Genomic DNA, 15,384 nt, shown 5'->3' with positions numbered 1-15,384 from the left:
TATGTTGAATAATTTGTCTATTGAATTGCTCAAGGCAAAACGAACCAAATCCTTCCTCATTAGCATACTAGTTATGGGAGTCGGATTTGCTTGGGCAATTGCAGCCGCTACACGCTACCTAAGTAATCCAGACATGCACCAGATTAGCCTGATTTTCTATATGATAAAAGAAGTAAATGGCTTGATTCTCCCTATTGTGATTGCTCTCTTTGTATCGCGAATTGTCAAGAACGAGAAGGAGGGCAACACTTTCAAACTGCTTTTGGCAAATGGTGAAAATGTACGGCATATCTTTCTGAGTAAGCTTGGACTGACCATGTTCATTTTGATCTTTCTCGCTTTTTTGGAGGGAGTAGTAGCCCAGTTGATTGCAATCTTATCAGGTCTAGAAATGCCTGTTAGCCTAATCCTCTGGCAAATCGTCATTTTCTTGCTAGCCTCTTTTGTCTTAACCTGTCTGTTTTTGACTTTGCAGTTTTTACTGAAGAAGCAGGCATTGATACTGGCATTAGGGATTTTCGGAGGATTTCTTGGAGTTGGATTTGGTCATGCACCAGCTTTTCTACAGCTGATTTTCCCTTTTGGTGGTATAGGATATCTGTCTCTGGTGGATTACCAGCAAGTCGCCAGTCAAGTGAGTTATGTTTTTGCGACAAACCTAGGATTTAAACTATTTACATATTTGCCAATAGCCCTAATCTATCTCTTCTTATCTCTCTATCTGGTTGAAAAGAAAGGAGGTAAGCTATGATGTCTTATCTATCAGTAGAATGGCGGAAAACTAAAAAATTTTCCATGTTGATGATTGGTATTTGCTTCTTAGCTTTTTGTAGCCTGATTGGTCTTGGGATTTACTTTGGTGCAGCTTATTCTATGGTTGAAGAAAGTGAAAAAGTGCCTGTTTTATGGGGACAATTGACCTTCTATTATAGCCAGCTTTTCTTTCCGATTTTGGTCAGCCTTTATGTAGCCATGATGTTAGGAAAAGAGTTTGATAGAAAAAATATTGAATTTCTCAGAGCTAATAATGTCAGTCTTGGGAAATTATTGTTGGCAAAAGAAATAGTAATTATCTTGTTTATTGCTGTTTTACAGTTGTTCTTGTTTGGTATTTTTTATGTCAGTACCCACCTAGCTCATTTAGAAATTTCTAATTTGTTCACCTACCTCAAGTGGGATTTATTGGGGATTTTTGGAACAATTAGTATGATGGCAGTACAGTTTTTTGTGACAGCTAAAACTCGTGTTTTCAGTAAATCTGTGGGAATTGGTGCTATTGGTACTTTCGTAGGATTTATGATGATTTTTGTATCAGATAAATTATCTTTAATCTATCCCTACTCCCAAGCTATGGTGGCAATGCGGTCACGGAATTTGATAGACTTTAATTTAGTGGAAATATTGCTGTTTATCATTGTAAATATTCTTCTGTGGGGGATTTTTCATATATTGAGTAATAAAGAATTGCATAAGTAATGCGAAGACTCTTCGGAGTCTTTTTCTTGTGATAAAAGCTCCAAGCTTTATCTGGTATGCTTGACCTAGTTTTTATAGAAAGAAGGTCTAATTATCAATTAGAAGAAGCTTTAGTACAGGGATTTAAAACACCTGAAGAATACCAAGCCTACAAGGAGCTAAAGGAACATTATGAGGAAGTGACGGGGGATTACAGTTTTTCTAAACGAGAGCTCACTAGTCAATTGGAAATCTCTCTTCAGAATCATCAAGGTTTGGACTTTGAAGAACATAAAAAAGAGGAGTATTTGAACTTAGTTCAAAAATTAGAAGAGTTTGATTCCTCTCTTGCCACCCATTATCGACAATTGATTGACTAGAAAGGAGAAAGTCATGAATGATTTACTCCTTATCCCAGTAATTTTTTTAGCAGTAGGACGAATTCTCATTCTTTTATGGAGACTCTTTCTTATTGTTAGCGGACTTTTCCTGATTGGTTTTGTCAGTTTTCTTATTTTCGTAGAAGTCTATGGAATATATTTGTTCTTTACAGAGACTGAACTTTACACGGAAGATTTAGCACAGAATGGGTTATTTAGTTTTACGACTTTTTTTATCATCTTTAATTTAGTTTTACTTGCTTTAGCATGCTGGACAGGATATAAGTGGAAGAAGGAATAGAAAATAATCTTAACAAGTTCAAAATTTATTCCGCTTTTTAGGACATGAAAAATTTTAGAAATTGATTCTTTCTTAAATTTGAATTTCACTAGTAGTGTAAAGATGATTTTTTCTCTGAATAAAATCTGAATTTTCTCTGATATAATCTCAAATGTCAAGGTTCAATAATTGTTTCTTCAGTAGGTTATGGTAAATAATCAAGAATCATTGGAACATTACCTTAGAGAACTTAAGGGGAAGGATTATTCACATATAGATAGGAAAGTTATGGATATTCTTGCTGGATAAGTAATGACATTGACGGCACTCAAATTAGATTATTAAATATTACGAATTTTGTTCAAGATAGTGTAAAATAGATTTGTACTATTTTTTAAAAATATAATTTAAAAAATAAAGAACAATTACAAATTGATGTATTGAGACTATTCTTTGTCAAGAATACGGAGCTTTGCAGATAGTTCTCTAAAATATTTTGAGGTGATAGAATGTATAAGATATTAGTTGTAGATGACGATTTTGAAATTTTGAAACTGATGCGAACTATTTTAGAGATGAAAAACTATCAGGTAACGACGTATCAAGAAGTCACCGTACCAATCAATATTAATAATTTCAAAGGATTTGATTTGATTTTATTAGATGTAATGATGCCTAATATAGATGGTATGCAAATTTGTAAGCAGATTAGAAATAAAGTAAGATCTCCTATTATTTTTGTTAGTGCAAAAGATACCGAAGATGATATAGTATCAGGGTTGAATTTAGGAGGAGATGACTATATTACAAAACCTTTCAGCATCAATCAATTAATTGCCAAAGTTGCTGCAAATCTCAAACGAGAAGAACGATACAAACAAGGTGAATTAAGTAATCAAATTGTTCGAGAATTATCTCCAATAACGATTTATTTACAAGAAAAAATTGTTTGTATTAATGGAGATAGTCTTACCTTTACAAGTAGGGAATATGATATCATAGAGCTATTATCTAGCAATCCAAGAAAAATTTTTACTGTACAAGATATATATGAAAACGTTTATGATGATGATGCTGAAACCCTCTTTCGTTCAATATCTGAGTATATCTATCAAATAAGATTAAAATTCTCATCCTATGGAATTAATCCTATAAAAACAGTTAGAGGTATGGGATACAAGTGGCATGATTAAGAAGAATAGTACAATTAGAGGACGTATAATAAGGACTGTTTTAGAACTAGTAACAGGTACGTTACTGAGTATACTTTTATTTTTTATATTTACTTATTTACTTGTTTTTACAGGACAATTAAATGTATACGACTCTAAAATTGAAATTTCAGTGAGTGATACCAGCAATTTAAGTGATGTAGTTCAAGCAATGAATAACTCTATATTTGACTATGTTGTATTTAATCGCAAGACAGGTACAATTGAAGAGGGTAATTATCAAAAAAAGGATTTGCCTGCCTATCGAGAAGTTTTTGATAAAAATGAATCTGTAAGTAATAGTGAGGTGTATTATGGGTATTATGCTAATTCAGAGATTGTACTTACTGTCAGGCAACCCATGATACCTGAGTTTGTTAATCCGAATTTGCGTCACATTTCATTTAATCTATTTTCTTATTTATTTTTCTTCGTTTTCGAAACGATTTTACTCATTTGGTCACTTACAAGATTAATAAAAGAATTTTCAAAAAATTTTCTACTTATACAAAAAAAAGCTTTAAACATGGGGCAGTTAACATTTAAAGAAAAAAAGATTCCCGCTCAAATACAAGAGTTCGATGAAATTCTCTCTGTATTATATCAAAAGGACGACGAGTTAACTAATTTACTCAAATCAGAGAGAAGGGAGAAGGAAGATTTATCTTTTCAAGTTGGTGCATTAGCTCATGATGTAAAAACTCCTTTAACAGTACTAAAGGGAAATTTAGAGTTGCTTGAATTAACTAACTTGACTGTTCAACAGAAGGAATACACTCAGTCAATGAATAACAGTATAGTAGTTTTTGAAAGATACTTTAGTTCAATGATTGATTATTCAAGATTACTAATTGAAGATAAAGATTATGGAGAACAGATACATTTATCCGAATTTTTAAGTGAGCTGTCAGTAGAAGCGAAATCTGTAATGAATAATGCAAAGGTTGATTTCAAAATTATTAATACTACAAAATTAATATTTTTTAAGGGAAATCGCTTTAATTTAAATCGGGCATTAATTAACATTTTAGCAAATGCAGCAAGATATAGTTCTGGAGAAAAAAAAGTTACGCTTACTATCATTGAGGAAACAGAGTATATTAATTTTGTAGTGTGGAATAATGGTCTGCCTTTTACTGAACAGTCCTTATTAAATGCAGATAAGTTATTTTATACTGAGAATAAAGGTAGGAATAATAAGCACTATGGTTTAGGGTTAGCATTTGCTAAACAAGTTGCAACTAGACATTTAGGAGAATTGTTTTTATCAAATCCAGATAGAGGTGGCGCTCAAGTGACGTTGCTTATTAAAAAATAATTCTGTAAGGATATATTAGATAGCTTCCATATAATAGTTATGTATAAAAATAGATGGTTTTCTAAATTGAGGACTGTCTATTTTTTTAATTTTGTAAAATTGGAAATTCTGAACAAATTTTGAAAAATAAAGTATAACATACAAGTATAAAACAAGGAGGAATTATAGTTATGAATATACAAGTTCAAAAACTTAGAAAATCATATAAGGATAGAGAAGTACTGAAAAATATTTCTTTTGAAATAAAAGAGGGGAGTATTTGTGGATTATTAGGTATTAATGGTGCAGGAAAATCAACAATTATGAAGATTATTTTTGGTCTTGAAAATGCTGATAGTGGTACGGTTATTTTTAATGGGAAAAAAAATGCGGGTATATATGAGATTGGAGCGCTTATTGAAACTCCAGCTATCTACATGAACTTATCTGCTTATGATAACTTAAAAACAAGAGCATTGTTATATGACATTTCTGACGAACGAATTAATGAAGTATTAAACTTGATTGGGCTATCTAATACGGGAAAGAAAAAAGCAGGGAGCTTTTCTTTAGGTATGAAACAACGTTTGGGATTAGGTATGGCAATAATTACTAGTCCAGATTTGCTCATTTTAGATGAACCTACCAATGGATTGGATCCAGATGGTATAAAGGAATTGTTGAATTTAATGATTTCTTTAAAGAAATCAGGAATGACAATTCTTTTATCTAGCCATCAACTGTATGAAGTTAGTAAAGTGGCAGATAAAGTTGTTATTTTACATGATGGTCAAATTTTTTACGATGGTTCGAATGTTCAAAGTGATGATTTAGAATCTTTATTTATAAGAATTGTTCATGGAGGTGACGCAATATGATAAAAATATTTAAATCAGAATGGTTAAAACAGCGAAAAAATACATCCAAAAAATTCTTGATAATAGCTCCTGGATTGTCGATTTTAATAGCGGTATTACTTGTTGGACCGAGTATTCTAGAAAGTTTTTCAATATATTGGTGGGAAGCCGTCTTTTTGTACACGCTTATTGGCTTGTTATTTTTATATGATTATAAAGCAGAAGAAGCTGCAGGAAACTTCCAGAATATATACTTTCGAAATGATAGCATAAAAATATATATCGTAAAGATACTTTTAAAATTAAAAGATTTACTCATTTCGAACGTATGGTTTTTAGCTATATTATTATTTACAAGTAATTTTTTGTATGGCGACTTAATATCATTGAATATAATTGGTGACTTAATTTGTTTAGTACTTATTTCGATAACATCCATATGGGTATTGCCACTCTTGTATCTATTTTCGAAACGGATCAACCCCTATATCTTAGTATCTATTAACTCCTTGATTTGTTTTTTGGTTGCACCTTTTATCGCTCAAAGTAGCTTTTGGTTCTTCTTTCCTTTTACATATCATTATAAAATTGCTTATAGTCTTATGTATATAAAACCGTCAGGAGATTTAGATTTAACAAATCATGTAACAGACGTTAAAATGGTAGTATTTACCGTATTTCTATCATTGATTCTATTTATTGTTTCTTTGTTAATGTTAAATTGGAGGTTAAGTAATGATCCAATTGCTAAAAAGTGAAATGATTAAATTTAAAGGTTCGTATCAACTATACATTATTTTGATTTTGTCTACTATACAACTATTGACAATTCCAATTTACATATTATCTGTAAATAACACAATTGTATTGGAAAATATTATCTTTTTACCCATGTTAGGCTATTGTATGATAACTACGATAATCACTTTATTAGTATCTGAACAAGAAATCAATGCTAATAATTATCAGAATATTAAAGGCTCGAGAAATACAGCCAGTATATGGGGAGCGAAAATTTTTGTGTTAGATTTACTATTATCTTTACTTACTATTCCTTTATGGGTAGTTGTAGGTATAGAGTTAGGACACTTTTCATATTATTTTTACGTAGGAATAGTTAGTTGGTTATTACTAATATTGCTAAATCATTTCCACATGCTATTGACATTGTTTATTGCGAAAGGTGGAAATTTACTTTTAGCTGTTGTAGAAAGTTTATTTATATTATTTGCAACAAATAAAGTTTTTCTTAATATTTTTTGGATTCCAGTAATTTTACCAGTTAATATAATTTTAGAAAATAATTTTAGAAGCACAACCTATTTATTAGCTTTAATTTTTTATGTTGTATTATTGTTTGTTGCTAATTTAATAGTTGTGAGCAGAAAAGGTGTTTAATTATATATTCTGATGGAAATAAAGGGAGTGTTAAATTTTTGGATGGAAGTTTGGGAATTGTTTTGATTTTACTTCATATCCAAAATAAGTCTGTAAAGACATATTGGAGAGAGGCGTTATTGATTTTTGATAATTTAACTATAGAAAATTAGGAGGAGAACTATGAAATTCAAAAAGATCTATCTTTCCGTAATTTTTTTCTTAAGTTTACTTGGATTGACTGGATGCACATATGAGAAGTATGATGTTAAATTTCTCGACTCAAGTTATAATCGATTTGATTATAAAGGAGAGCATTATGGTGTAACTAATCAATTAATTTTATATGAAGATATTGAAAGTAAAGTAAGCAATCATTATGATATTTATGAAATATCTTACGATGATTCCAATGATGAAATAAAGAATGATTTGTTGGAGATTGGTGACTTATATCAAACCAAGAATAGAGAATTTGCCATAAAAATTGATAGTACTTTCTATAAATGTAAACTACTTGATAATATTTCTAAAGAAGAACTTATAAAAGTTTCTGACTTATTTAATGTTCGCTTAGTAGGAGAATTTGCTATCAATGAGCAAGAAGCCAGAGAGTTGAAGATAGGGGAACAATTATTTACAATTACTGAAGAAATTATTCCAAAAGAAGAGCTTAGTGCTACAGTTGCTAACTTAGATAATCAAGTGAAGTCAGTCACTAGATTATCAGGGGAGCACGAAAGTTGGAAATATGGAGAAATTTGTTCTTTAAAAAATCAGTCTATCCACGAGAAAGTAGCAGTTAAATTGAATGGAGAATATCATTTGGCTTTCTTAAGAAGTTAAACTGGGCAAAAAGTCTTTAAAAGAAAAAAGCGCATAGTGTCAGGCATAGAAAAAACTAGATACTGAACTGCACCCCAAAAGTTAGACAGAAAAAATCTAACTTTTGGGGTGCAGTTCAGTTGTTCAGCTGTTTTTTATATAGGGGCTAAATTACAGAATTGTAATTATAAGGCGATGATAATGATGATTTCAAGTAAAATCATTAAGAATCTTCTTTTGGGAATATTCATGTGAAACCTCCTTTAATAAATTAATAAAAACTTTAATTATTATGGTATAATCTAGTCATATGATAAAGTATATGATTTTTGTAAGAAAAATAATTTCAAATATAAGGTTGATACCCAAATTGTTCCAAGGAGAGGTACGATAGGAAATGAGGTTAGAGTGAAATCGTTGACTCTAAAACAACTAATTCCAATACAGAAAAAAATAGATGAAATAAATGGTGTTACTTTTGTTCATAAGAATGAAAATTTTTTAACGTGTAGTTCTGTGCAGTTATCACTATATATAACATGTTTAGGAGCAGTACAACCATGTTCTCTTTACAGTAGGAGTATTGGAAATATATATCTGACCCCTATCAGAGAAATATGGAATAGATCGGCTTTCAATAAGATAGCAAAATACACTTTAAAAAACAGTAAGAATTGTAGTACATGTGCGATTTCTAATTATTGTACGCAATGTCCTGGTATTGCATTATCAGAATCGGGAGACAGTAGAAATTGTTCTACGATATGCAAAAAAACAGCTTTAGCAAGGAGTATAGTCTATGCAGATTTATCTTAAACCGCTGCGTTGGTATCTTTTCTTTAATCTGGTTTTTGGTGGTATTTCCAATGTCTGCACTGCCTTGCTACCCTATTTCACCCAGGAATTGGTTAGGGGGCATTATCAAATTGCCTTGTATGGCTACTGCCTGGCGGTGTTGTGCTATCTGGGTTGCAACTATATCCAGATGCGTTTGGATTGGAAGCAGGCAATTCTCTTTTCCACTCATCTTAAAAATGACTGGTTTCATTCGCTTTTGGAGTTGAGGCACCACGATTTCAAGCAGAAAACGGTGGCAGAGTACATTTCCTATCAATCAAACGACCTAGATTCCTTGGAGAAGGACTACCTACCACCTCTTATGAGTTTTATCAAGCAAATTCTGAGGATTCTCATTTACACTGTGGTGATTAGTCGCACCATCAATCCTTTGGTCGCTTTGATTTTGCTTGTTTCGACAGCTGTCAGTATTCAAATTCCCAAGATTGTGGGGAAGTTAACCGCCCAACGTCGGCAGGTTTATCTAGAAAAGCAGGGAAATTACTATCGTACTTTGGAGGATTTGCTCAAGGGACACCATCTGGTCAATCAAGTCACCTTGTCTGGCTTTCAGGACCAGCAACGAAATTCTCTCAATACCTTGCAGGATAAGTATTTGGGTTACGGTTTGACCAAAATCATGGGTATTCTGCTGACAGGGCTTTCCTTTGAGTTTATCAGCATTGTCCTTTTCGCTTATCTCGCTTACTCCCTTGCCACTCAGCAGTTGGGCATTCCTGAGGTTGTGGCTAGCTTTGGCTATATCACTGCTTTTTCGGAGCCAATCCAGGAAATCCTATACGACTTGCAAATGCTGGAGTCGGTCAAACCTGTGGTGCAAAGTTTTCAAGCAATTGTCAGCCGTCCGTCCGCTGTTCAGGCGCCTCAGATGTCTTTCGAGAGCCTGATGCTAAACCATATCACCAAGCGACTGGGGGAGTCTAGCTTGACTATTCCCCATGTTGAAATTCGTAAGGGGGACAAGATCGCCCTCATCGGCGAAAATGGTTCTGGAAAGAGTAGTATGCTTAACATTTTAAACGGGACTGACCGAGATTTTCAAGGTGAAATCTTACTTGATCATCTCCCTGTTCATCAACTCTGGGGCAAATTTGGTATGATTTTGCAACAGGAGCACACCTTTATCTCATCTTATGAAAATAATGTCACTATTTTCAAGACTTTTGAGGCTAATTTTAGGGATGAAAAGTTTGAAAAGATACCACCCCAGTCCCTGTCAGGTGGTCAGCAACAGCACATGTATCTCAATCGGGAGAAAAATCGTCATAGTCCGCTAATTATCATGGATGAGCCTTTTTCTGCTTTGGATGCCAGCCAATTTCAAAAGGAATTAGACAAGGTACTTAGCTTGTCAAGTGCTGTCGTCCTTACACTTCACCGTCAAGAAGAGATGCTATCACGCTTTGATCAGATTTGGGAAATCAAGGATGGGGAGTTGGTTGTCGTGAAAAGAGTTCTAAAACATGACTAACATAAGCTTTTCACAAGTTCAAAAGAGTTTTCATAAGAATATGATTTTGGATATTCCTGATTTTCATCATCTATTATCTAGTCATGATAAAACTGATCATACGCTTTCAACGCATTTCGGTTTTTTGGGGGTCTAAATACCGTGCGCTTTTTTTACTCAGGCTTCGTTTTTCCCGTGGTAAGCTCGGTGAATTTGAGACAATTATTTGATAGTATTATAAAAAATTAAGGATTCTTTTTTCAATGTAGAGTCCTTTTTCTATTGTGATACTTTTTTCAAGATTTATCTGGTATTCTTGACCTAGTTTTTATAGAAAGAAGGTCTAAGATGTTAAATAAAGTCAAAACTAAAGCCTTAATTAGTGTCGGAGCAGTGGCTGCAACTAGCTTTATTCTCATGATGGGATATACTGCTGGTCAACATTCTACTGCTAAACAAAATCGCAAAGAAATCGAATTGGCTGCAGCTAAACTTGTAGAGGACAAACAAGCAGAAGATAAAGCCAGCATTTTGTCATCGGATACTGTAAAAGAATTTTTGACGCAGTACTATACGAAAGAAAAGCTCGGAGAAAATAATACACGTATTCAACCTTATATGACTGAATCGGCTTATTCTCAAGAATTGTCAAGTCAAAATGATGCCATGAACCAAGTGTATAAGGATTATATTTTGGATTATCATTTTGAAAAAGCAGATATCTTTGTCAATCAGACTACGAATCAAGCCATTGCCATGGTCTCTTATAATGTAACCTATGTATCTGATTTAAAGAACGCCAACCAATCAAAGACCAATCAGACAGAAACCAGAACGGTTAAGTTGTCTTATTCTAAACTACCTGGTAAGTTATTGGTCAATCAAGTACAGGTTTGGAAATCTGGGTTAGATGATTTAGATAAGGCAACTCCTAAAACTTTAGAAGAATCATCATCAATACCATCACTGCCAAATACTACGACAAAATGATGATATTGCATGGAAATAGAAGAATGTAAGCAAATTTCAATTCTTGATGTAGCCAATCGTTTAGGTATCTCCTTTAAACAAGTTTCGAGCAGTGTCTATGAACATCCTGAACACGATTCATTCCGAATTTTTTCAACTACTAATACTTTTAAATGGTTTTCAAGAGATATTCAAGGTGATGTTATTGATTTTGTTCGACTTGTTAAGGGAATTTCCTTTAAAGAAGCTCTAGCTTTTCTTTCTGAAGAACCTTTTCAAAAAGAAGCTGTTCAAGAAAAAAGAGAGAGACCATTTTATTATCCTTTAAAGAGAGTAGAAGATTCTAACTGTAGTCTGGCCAGATATTACTTAACAGAATGTAGAGGAATCTCAGAAGAAATCATAGAAAAGATGATTCAACAAGGTTTGATAGCACAAGCTAGTTGGAAAACAAATGAAACTGTTGAACCTGTTATTGTTTTTAAAAGCTTTGATCATCGTCACAAGCTGCAGGCAGCAAGTCTACAAGGGATTTATAAGAATCCCGCTCTTTCTAGAGAGAGGCTAAAAACGATTCTAAAAGGAAGCCATGGACATATTGGAATATCCTTTGACATTGGTAAACCAAATAGACTGGTCTTTTGTGAATCGTTTATCGACTTGATGAGCTATTACGAACTTCATCAACAAAGCCTATCAGATGTTCGTTTGGTATCTATGGAAGGATTAAAAAGGTCTGTTGTTGCTTATCAAACTTTACGACTGATAGCTGAAGAAAATCAGAAGTTAGAATTTTTAGATACAGTAATACCTTCTAAGTTATTGCCTTTAATCAATACAATTCGTGATACCACCATCTATTTTGATAATCATCCTGATTTATTGACACTGGCGGTAGATTGTGATGATGCAGGTAAAGATTTTTCTGATAAGTTATCTCAATCAGGATTTCCTGTTTTCCTGGATTTCCCTGATAATGAATCTGGGAAAGAAAAAGTAGACTGGAATGATGTCCTTAGAGAAAAGAAATCAGATTTACAATTGATGTTCGAGACTGCAAAAGAGACATTGAGGAATCAACCAGTAAGACAAACCTCTCAATGTTTAGAATTGTGATAACAAAATCAAGATGTTTTAGCTAATATTAGAATGAAGGAGGATCGTATATGACCATTATTGAACGCTTAGAAGAAAAGGTCACTAGGCAAGAAAGTAAGGTAGCAAGAGAGACAGAAAAACTAGCTGCTTACAAAGAGCAACTAGAGACAGCGATGTTTGCGACGTTCAAAAGGCGTCAAAGCATTAGTCACATGAGTTTTGAAGAAGCTCTTGACCATGCCTTTGGTAAAGAAAGACAATTCGATGATTCTGAATTTAGAAAGGATGAAATGAGTGAATGACAAAAGATTGGAATTTTAATCAACCATTAGAAAGTAAATCAGAAAATCAAGAAGATCCAGATAAAATTGCGGCCCTATTTGGAAATCATCAAGGAGGTAATGATGTAAATTATGAAGCAGCTTTTCAAAAGCGCAAACAAGCACCTATGACGGAATCAAATCCTAGTTCTAAACCCAAAGTTACAGAGGTTAGAACAGGAAAAGAGATAGATATCACTACAAGTTATCAGCAACATCTTAAAAGACTGATTGCAGATAACAATAGCGATATTCAAAGTAGTCAAAAGAAAATTGAAGAGCTACATATTTTGATTGACACAAAGAATAAAGACAATAAGAAATTGCAGTCCATTTATGATGCGATTTCCGAATTACACTAAGCAGTCTTAAGAGGCTGCTTTTTTGAGAGGTTATAGATGCTTACAAAATTTTTTAAGAAAAATCAAGACAATAGTGATATATTTAAGAAGTTGATTCATAGATTATCTGGTATGCCTGTCCAAGATCTTGAAAAAATAGACCGACTGTTAGATATCATTTTCACTCCAAACCAAGAAACAGAACAACTAAAAACAGAAGTAACTTATAGAGAAGAAACTTTGGACGACACATTAAAGGAAGCTAAGAATCAACTTCATAAGGAACAATTGGAGAAGAATTTAGAGAGATTTAGGAAAGATGGAAGGAAGTGAAACGTTTTATAAAATTTTCTTTTACTTGAATAAAGTCTTGTGTTATACTTTTAGTATAGACTAGAGAAGGAAGTAAATATTTTGGAGTTGACTACCAAGCAGGAAAAGCAACTAGGTCAGACGCAATGGTTTCATGCGACATTGTTCCGACATTTAGAATCCTTAAAAAAAGGAATCGATGTTCAATTTAATTTAGGGAGTGAGCTAGACTTTGGACCTGGTTTCTATATTACGCCTGACTTTGAACAAGCTAGAAAATTTATTAACAAGCAAGTTGAAGTATTAAATCGAAGCACCTCTAATAATAATATTTTTGACTCAGAAGAAGAAGTAGGAATTATAGTAGAATTTCGTATTTCAAATTTTGTAGAAATTTTTAAGAACCCTGACTATCATTGTCACTATTTTGCAAAACATAAAAAGTCAGAGTCAGATTTAGATTTTGCGGAATTTGTAGTTCAAAATCGGGAAAATCCAGATGAATTACAACACCATTTTGATTTTATCTATGGTGTTCAGACTGATGACAATCCAACCCAAGCTTTAGCTCGTTTTCGTCAGAATGAAATTACAAAAGAAGAAATGCTTGCTGAGTTTAGAAAACCCTATTCTTTTAAACAATTATCCATTCACAACCAATCTTTTTGTGATATAATGAAAATAGAGAAAGTTTATCAATCAAAGACAGGAGAGGAGTTACAAAAATGGCAGTAGTATCGTTGGAAAATAATATTAAACTATATAGTTCAGAATTATTTCAAGCACTATTAAAAGCCTCTAATTATAAATTGGATGAGCGTATTGCTCAGACTGTTGCAGAAGGCTATGCTCGTAATCTAGATTATTCTGATCCTGAACTGATGCATGTTGGTGTAACTTCGGTTGCTAACAACCTGCTTACAAAAATTAAACAAGAGTATTTTATTGTATAGTATTTTGAAAAGCCACCGAAAAAGGAATTACTCTTTAAGGTGGCTTTTTTAGAAGTAAAGTTTAGGCTAGAAAAACAACAAAAAATGCACCAATTTTGGTGCATTATGCTTTTTTATGATATAATTGAATTATAAAAATAAAGGAGTTTGCCATGATTGGAAAGAACATAAAATCCTTACGTAAAACACATGACTTAACACAAGACGACTTTGCCCGAATTGTAGGAATTTCACGAAATAGTCTTAGTCGTTATGAAAATGGAACGAGTTCAGTATCTACGGAGCTAATAGACATCATTTGTCAGAAGTTTAATGTATCTTATGTCGATATTGTAGGAGAAGATAAAATGCTCAATCCTGTTGAAGATTATGAACTGACTTTAAAAATTGAAATTGTGAAAGAAAGAGGTGCTAATCTATTATCTCGACTCTATCGTTATCAAGATAGTCAGGGAATTAGCATTGATGATGAATCTAATCCTTGGATTTTAATGAGTGATGATCTATCTGACTTGATTCATACGAATATCTATTTAGTAGAAACTTTTGATGAAATAGAGAGATATAGCGGCTATCTGGATGGAATTGAACGTATGTTAGAGATATCTGAAAAACGGATGGTAGCCTAATGGAAATCCAAGATTATACTGATAGTCAATTTAAACATGCTTTAGCACGGAATCTTCGTTCTCTGACAAGAGGAAAAAAGTCCAGTAAGCAACCTATAGCGATTTTGCTTGGAGGGCAAAGTGGTGCCGGTAAGACTACAATTCATCGTATTAAACAGAAAGAATTTCAAGGAAATATTGTTATCATAGATGGCGATAGTTTTCGTTCTCAGCATCCACACTATTTAGAACTGCAGCAAGAATATGGCAAAGATAGTGTAGAATACACCAAAGATTTTGCAGGTAAAATGGTAGAGTCTTTAGTAACAGAATTGAGTCATTTGGGATACAATCTTTTGATTGAGGGAACTTTACGAACGATTGATGTTCCAAAGAAAACGGCACAACTCTTGAAAAATAAGGGATATGAAGTACAATTAGCCTTGATTGCGACAAAGCCTAAGCTGTCCTATCTGAGCACCCTTATCCGATACGAAGAACTACACGCTATCAATCCAAATCAAGCACGCGCAACTCCAAAAGAACATCATGATTTCATTGTAAATCATCTAGTTGATAATACACGGCAGTTGGAAGAACTATCTATCTTTGAAAGAATTCAAATTTATCAACGAGATAGAAGTTGTGTATATGATTCAAAAGAAAACGAAACTTCAGCAGCAGATGTTCTTCAAGATTTACTATTTGGAGAATGGAATCAAGTTGAGAAAGAAATGCTTAAATCTGGAGAAGAAAGATTGAAAGATTTAACTAATAGAAATGATTGTTAGAT

Annotated in this window: 21 protein-coding genes; all 21 read left to right on the top strand. The window is 33.0% G+C overall.

Annotation, left to right across the window (positions count from 1 at the left end; all coding sequences use genetic code 11):
* Position 1: 1 nt before the first annotated feature.
* Entirely contained in the window at positions 2 to 751 is a 750-nt protein-coding gene (locus ACLV7W_RS06020) for an ABC transporter permease (RefSeq protein WP_150922498.1), read from the top strand.
* Positions 748 to 1,476 carry an ABC transporter permease gene (locus ACLV7W_RS06015; RefSeq protein WP_173876626.1) on the top strand — a complete coding sequence of 243 codons (729 nt, stop codon included), beginning with the start codon at positions 748 to 750 and terminating at the stop codon, positions 1,474 to 1,476. The genes ACLV7W_RS06020 and ACLV7W_RS06015 overlap by 4 nt, the downstream gene beginning before the upstream one ends.
* Positions 1,477 to 1,532: 56 nt before the next feature.
* On the top strand, positions 1,533 to 1,835 hold the full coding sequence (locus ACLV7W_RS06010; RefSeq protein WP_265475828.1) for a DUF5962 family protein: 303 nt from the start codon (positions 1,533 to 1,535) through the stop codon (positions 1,833 to 1,835).
* Between the two features lie 13 nt (positions 1,836 to 1,848).
* Positions 1,849 to 2,136, top strand: coding sequence for a DUF5966 family protein (locus tag ACLV7W_RS06005; protein WP_265475827.1), 288 nt, complete (start codon positions 1,849 to 1,851; stop codon positions 2,134 to 2,136).
* A 488-nt stretch (positions 2,137 to 2,624) separates the two neighbouring features.
* Positions 2,625 to 3,308 (top strand): response regulator transcription factor, encoded by a 684-nt coding sequence (locus ACLV7W_RS06000; protein WP_411865628.1) that lies wholly within the window; start codon positions 2,625 to 2,627, stop codon positions 3,306 to 3,308.
* The gene (locus ACLV7W_RS05995; protein WP_049532568.1) at positions 3,301 to 4,644 is read left to right on the top strand and encodes a sensor histidine kinase; all 1,344 of its coding nucleotides are present in this window, start codon (positions 3,301 to 3,303) and stop codon (positions 4,642 to 4,644) included. Before ACLV7W_RS06000 ends, ACLV7W_RS05995 begins: the two co-directional genes overlap by 8 nt.
* 170 nt (positions 4,645 to 4,814) lie before the next feature.
* On the top strand, positions 4,815 to 5,501 hold the full coding sequence (locus ACLV7W_RS05990; protein WP_001025883.1) for an ABC transporter ATP-binding protein: 687 nt from the start codon (positions 4,815 to 4,817) through the stop codon (positions 5,499 to 5,501).
* Positions 5,498 to 6,238, top strand: a complete 741-nt coding sequence (locus ACLV7W_RS05985) for a hypothetical protein (protein ID WP_000590350.1) — start codon at positions 5,498 to 5,500, stop codon at positions 6,236 to 6,238. Before ACLV7W_RS05990 ends, ACLV7W_RS05985 begins: the two co-directional genes overlap by 4 nt.
* Positions 6,216 to 6,878 (top strand): ABC transporter permease, encoded by a 663-nt coding sequence (locus ACLV7W_RS05980; protein ID WP_411865627.1) that lies wholly within the window; start codon positions 6,216 to 6,218, stop codon positions 6,876 to 6,878. The genes ACLV7W_RS05985 and ACLV7W_RS05980 overlap by 23 nt, the downstream gene beginning before the upstream one ends.
* A gap of 162 nt (positions 6,879 to 7,040) precedes the next feature.
* Complete coding sequence (locus ACLV7W_RS05975) at positions 7,041 to 7,703, top strand: NisI/SpaI family lantibiotic immunity lipoprotein (RefSeq protein ID WP_049502159.1); 663 nt, start codon at positions 7,041 to 7,043, stop codon at positions 7,701 to 7,703.
* Between the two features lie 387 nt (positions 7,704 to 8,090).
* Positions 8,091 to 8,498, top strand: a complete 408-nt coding sequence (locus ACLV7W_RS05970; protein WP_411865626.1) for an SPASM domain-containing protein — start codon at positions 8,091 to 8,093, stop codon at positions 8,496 to 8,498.
* Positions 8,482 to 10,011 (top strand): ATP-binding cassette domain-containing protein, encoded by a 1,530-nt coding sequence (locus tag ACLV7W_RS05965; protein WP_411865625.1) that lies wholly within the window; start codon positions 8,482 to 8,484, stop codon positions 10,009 to 10,011. The genes ACLV7W_RS05970 and ACLV7W_RS05965 overlap by 17 nt, the downstream gene beginning before the upstream one ends.
* Positions 10,012 to 10,338: 327 nt before the next feature.
* A complete protein-coding gene (locus tag ACLV7W_RS05960; protein WP_084925479.1) occupies positions 10,339 to 10,980 on the top strand; it encodes a peptidylprolyl isomerase in 642 nt (213 codons plus the stop codon).
* A gap of 9 nt (positions 10,981 to 10,989) precedes the next feature.
* Positions 10,990 to 12,075: a DNA primase gene (locus ACLV7W_RS05955; RefSeq protein WP_411865624.1), complete on the top strand. Its 1,086-nt coding sequence runs from the start codon at positions 10,990 to 10,992 to the stop codon at positions 12,073 to 12,075.
* A 50-nt stretch (positions 12,076 to 12,125) separates the two neighbouring features.
* Complete coding sequence (locus ACLV7W_RS05950) at positions 12,126 to 12,359, top strand: DUF5965 family protein (RefSeq protein ID WP_000152419.1); 234 nt, start codon at positions 12,126 to 12,128, stop codon at positions 12,357 to 12,359.
* Positions 12,356 to 12,739, top strand: coding sequence for a DUF5945 family protein (locus tag ACLV7W_RS05945; RefSeq protein ID WP_411865623.1), 384 nt, complete (start codon positions 12,356 to 12,358; stop codon positions 12,737 to 12,739). The genes ACLV7W_RS05950 and ACLV7W_RS05945 overlap by 4 nt, the downstream gene beginning before the upstream one ends.
* Before the next feature lie 36 nt (positions 12,740 to 12,775).
* Entirely contained in the window at positions 12,776 to 13,051 is a 276-nt protein-coding gene (locus ACLV7W_RS05940) for a hypothetical protein (protein ID WP_153209501.1), read from the top strand.
* 81 nt (positions 13,052 to 13,132) lie between these two features.
* The gene (locus ACLV7W_RS05935; RefSeq protein ID WP_153209503.1) at positions 13,133 to 13,765 is read left to right on the top strand and encodes a DUF3990 domain-containing protein; all 633 of its coding nucleotides are present in this window, start codon (positions 13,133 to 13,135) and stop codon (positions 13,763 to 13,765) included.
* On the top strand, positions 13,756 to 13,983 hold the full coding sequence (locus tag ACLV7W_RS05930) for a hypothetical protein (RefSeq protein ID WP_000301902.1): 228 nt from the start codon (positions 13,756 to 13,758) through the stop codon (positions 13,981 to 13,983). Before ACLV7W_RS05935 ends, ACLV7W_RS05930 begins: the two co-directional genes overlap by 10 nt.
* Positions 13,984 to 14,135: 152 nt before the next feature.
* A complete protein-coding gene (gene pezA / locus ACLV7W_RS05925) occupies positions 14,136 to 14,612 on the top strand; it encodes a type II toxin-antitoxin system antitoxin PezA (protein ID WP_000579597.1) in 477 nt (158 codons plus the stop codon).
* Positions 14,612 to 15,382 carry a type II toxin-antitoxin system toxin PezT gene (gene pezT / locus ACLV7W_RS05920; protein WP_411865622.1) on the top strand — a complete coding sequence of 257 codons (771 nt, stop codon included), beginning with the start codon at positions 14,612 to 14,614 and terminating at the stop codon, positions 15,380 to 15,382. Before pezA ends, pezT begins: the two co-directional genes overlap by 1 nt.
* Positions 15,383 to 15,384 lie beyond the last annotated feature (2 nt).

This window comes from Streptococcus mitis, assembly GCF_965111735.1.
GTDB lineage: Bacteria > Bacillota > Bacilli > Lactobacillales > Streptococcaceae > Streptococcus > Streptococcus mitis_DR.
Note: the sequence above shows the minus strand (reverse complement) of the source record. Positions and strands in the feature narration are given on the sequence as shown.

What these genes read in the sequence shown, in the direction of transcription:
- ACLV7W_RS05960 (WP_084925479.1), top strand. Translation starts at nt 10,339, where the DNA reads ATGTTAAATAAAGTCAAAACTAAAGCCTTAATTAGTGTCGGAGCAGTG.
- ACLV7W_RS05950 (WP_000152419.1), top strand. Translation starts at nt 12,126, where the DNA reads ATGACCATTATTGAACGCTTAGAAGAAAAGGTCACTAGGCAAGAAAGT.
- ACLV7W_RS05945 (WP_411865623.1), top strand. Translation starts at nt 12,356, where the DNA reads ATGACAAAAGATTGGAATTTTAATCAACCATTAGAAAGTAAATCAGAA.
- ACLV7W_RS05975 (WP_049502159.1), top strand. Translation starts at nt 7,041, where the DNA reads ATGAAATTCAAAAAGATCTATCTTTCCGTAATTTTTTTCTTAAGTTTA.
- ACLV7W_RS05965 (WP_411865625.1), top strand. Translation starts at nt 8,482, where the DNA reads ATGCAGATTTATCTTAAACCGCTGCGTTGGTATCTTTTCTTTAATCTG.
- ACLV7W_RS06015 (WP_173876626.1), top strand. Translation starts at nt 748, where the DNA reads ATGATGTCTTATCTATCAGTAGAATGGCGGAAAACTAAAAAATTTTCC.
- ACLV7W_RS05955 (WP_411865624.1), top strand. Translation starts at nt 10,990, where the DNA reads ATGGAAATAGAAGAATGTAAGCAAATTTCAATTCTTGATGTAGCCAAT.
- ACLV7W_RS06000 (WP_411865628.1), top strand. Translation starts at nt 2,625, where the DNA reads ATGTATAAGATATTAGTTGTAGATGACGATTTTGAAATTTTGAAACTG.
- ACLV7W_RS05990 (WP_001025883.1), top strand. Translation starts at nt 4,815, where the DNA reads ATGAATATACAAGTTCAAAAACTTAGAAAATCATATAAGGATAGAGAA.
- ACLV7W_RS05940 (WP_153209501.1), top strand. Translation starts at nt 12,776, where the DNA reads ATGCTTACAAAATTTTTTAAGAAAAATCAAGACAATAGTGATATATTT.
- pezT (WP_411865622.1), top strand. Translation starts at nt 14,612, where the DNA reads ATGGAAATCCAAGATTATACTGATAGTCAATTTAAACATGCTTTAGCA.
- ACLV7W_RS05980 (WP_411865627.1), top strand. Translation starts at nt 6,216, where the DNA reads ATGATCCAATTGCTAAAAAGTGAAATGATTAAATTTAAAGGTTCGTAT.
- ACLV7W_RS06010 (WP_265475828.1), top strand. Translation starts at nt 1,533, where the DNA reads ATGCTTGACCTAGTTTTTATAGAAAGAAGGTCTAATTATCAATTAGAA.
- ACLV7W_RS06020 (WP_150922498.1), top strand. Translation starts at nt 2, where the DNA reads ATGTTGAATAATTTGTCTATTGAATTGCTCAAGGCAAAACGAACCAAA.
- pezA (WP_000579597.1), top strand. Translation starts at nt 14,136, where the DNA reads ATGATTGGAAAGAACATAAAATCCTTACGTAAAACACATGACTTAACA.
- ACLV7W_RS05995 (WP_049532568.1), top strand. Translation starts at nt 3,301, where the DNA reads ATGATTAAGAAGAATAGTACAATTAGAGGACGTATAATAAGGACTGTT.
- ACLV7W_RS05930 (WP_000301902.1), top strand. Translation starts at nt 13,756, where the DNA reads ATGGCAGTAGTATCGTTGGAAAATAATATTAAACTATATAGTTCAGAA.
- ACLV7W_RS06005 (WP_265475827.1), top strand. Translation starts at nt 1,849, where the DNA reads ATGAATGATTTACTCCTTATCCCAGTAATTTTTTTAGCAGTAGGACGA.
- ACLV7W_RS05985 (WP_000590350.1), top strand. Translation starts at nt 5,498, where the DNA reads ATGATAAAAATATTTAAATCAGAATGGTTAAAACAGCGAAAAAATACA.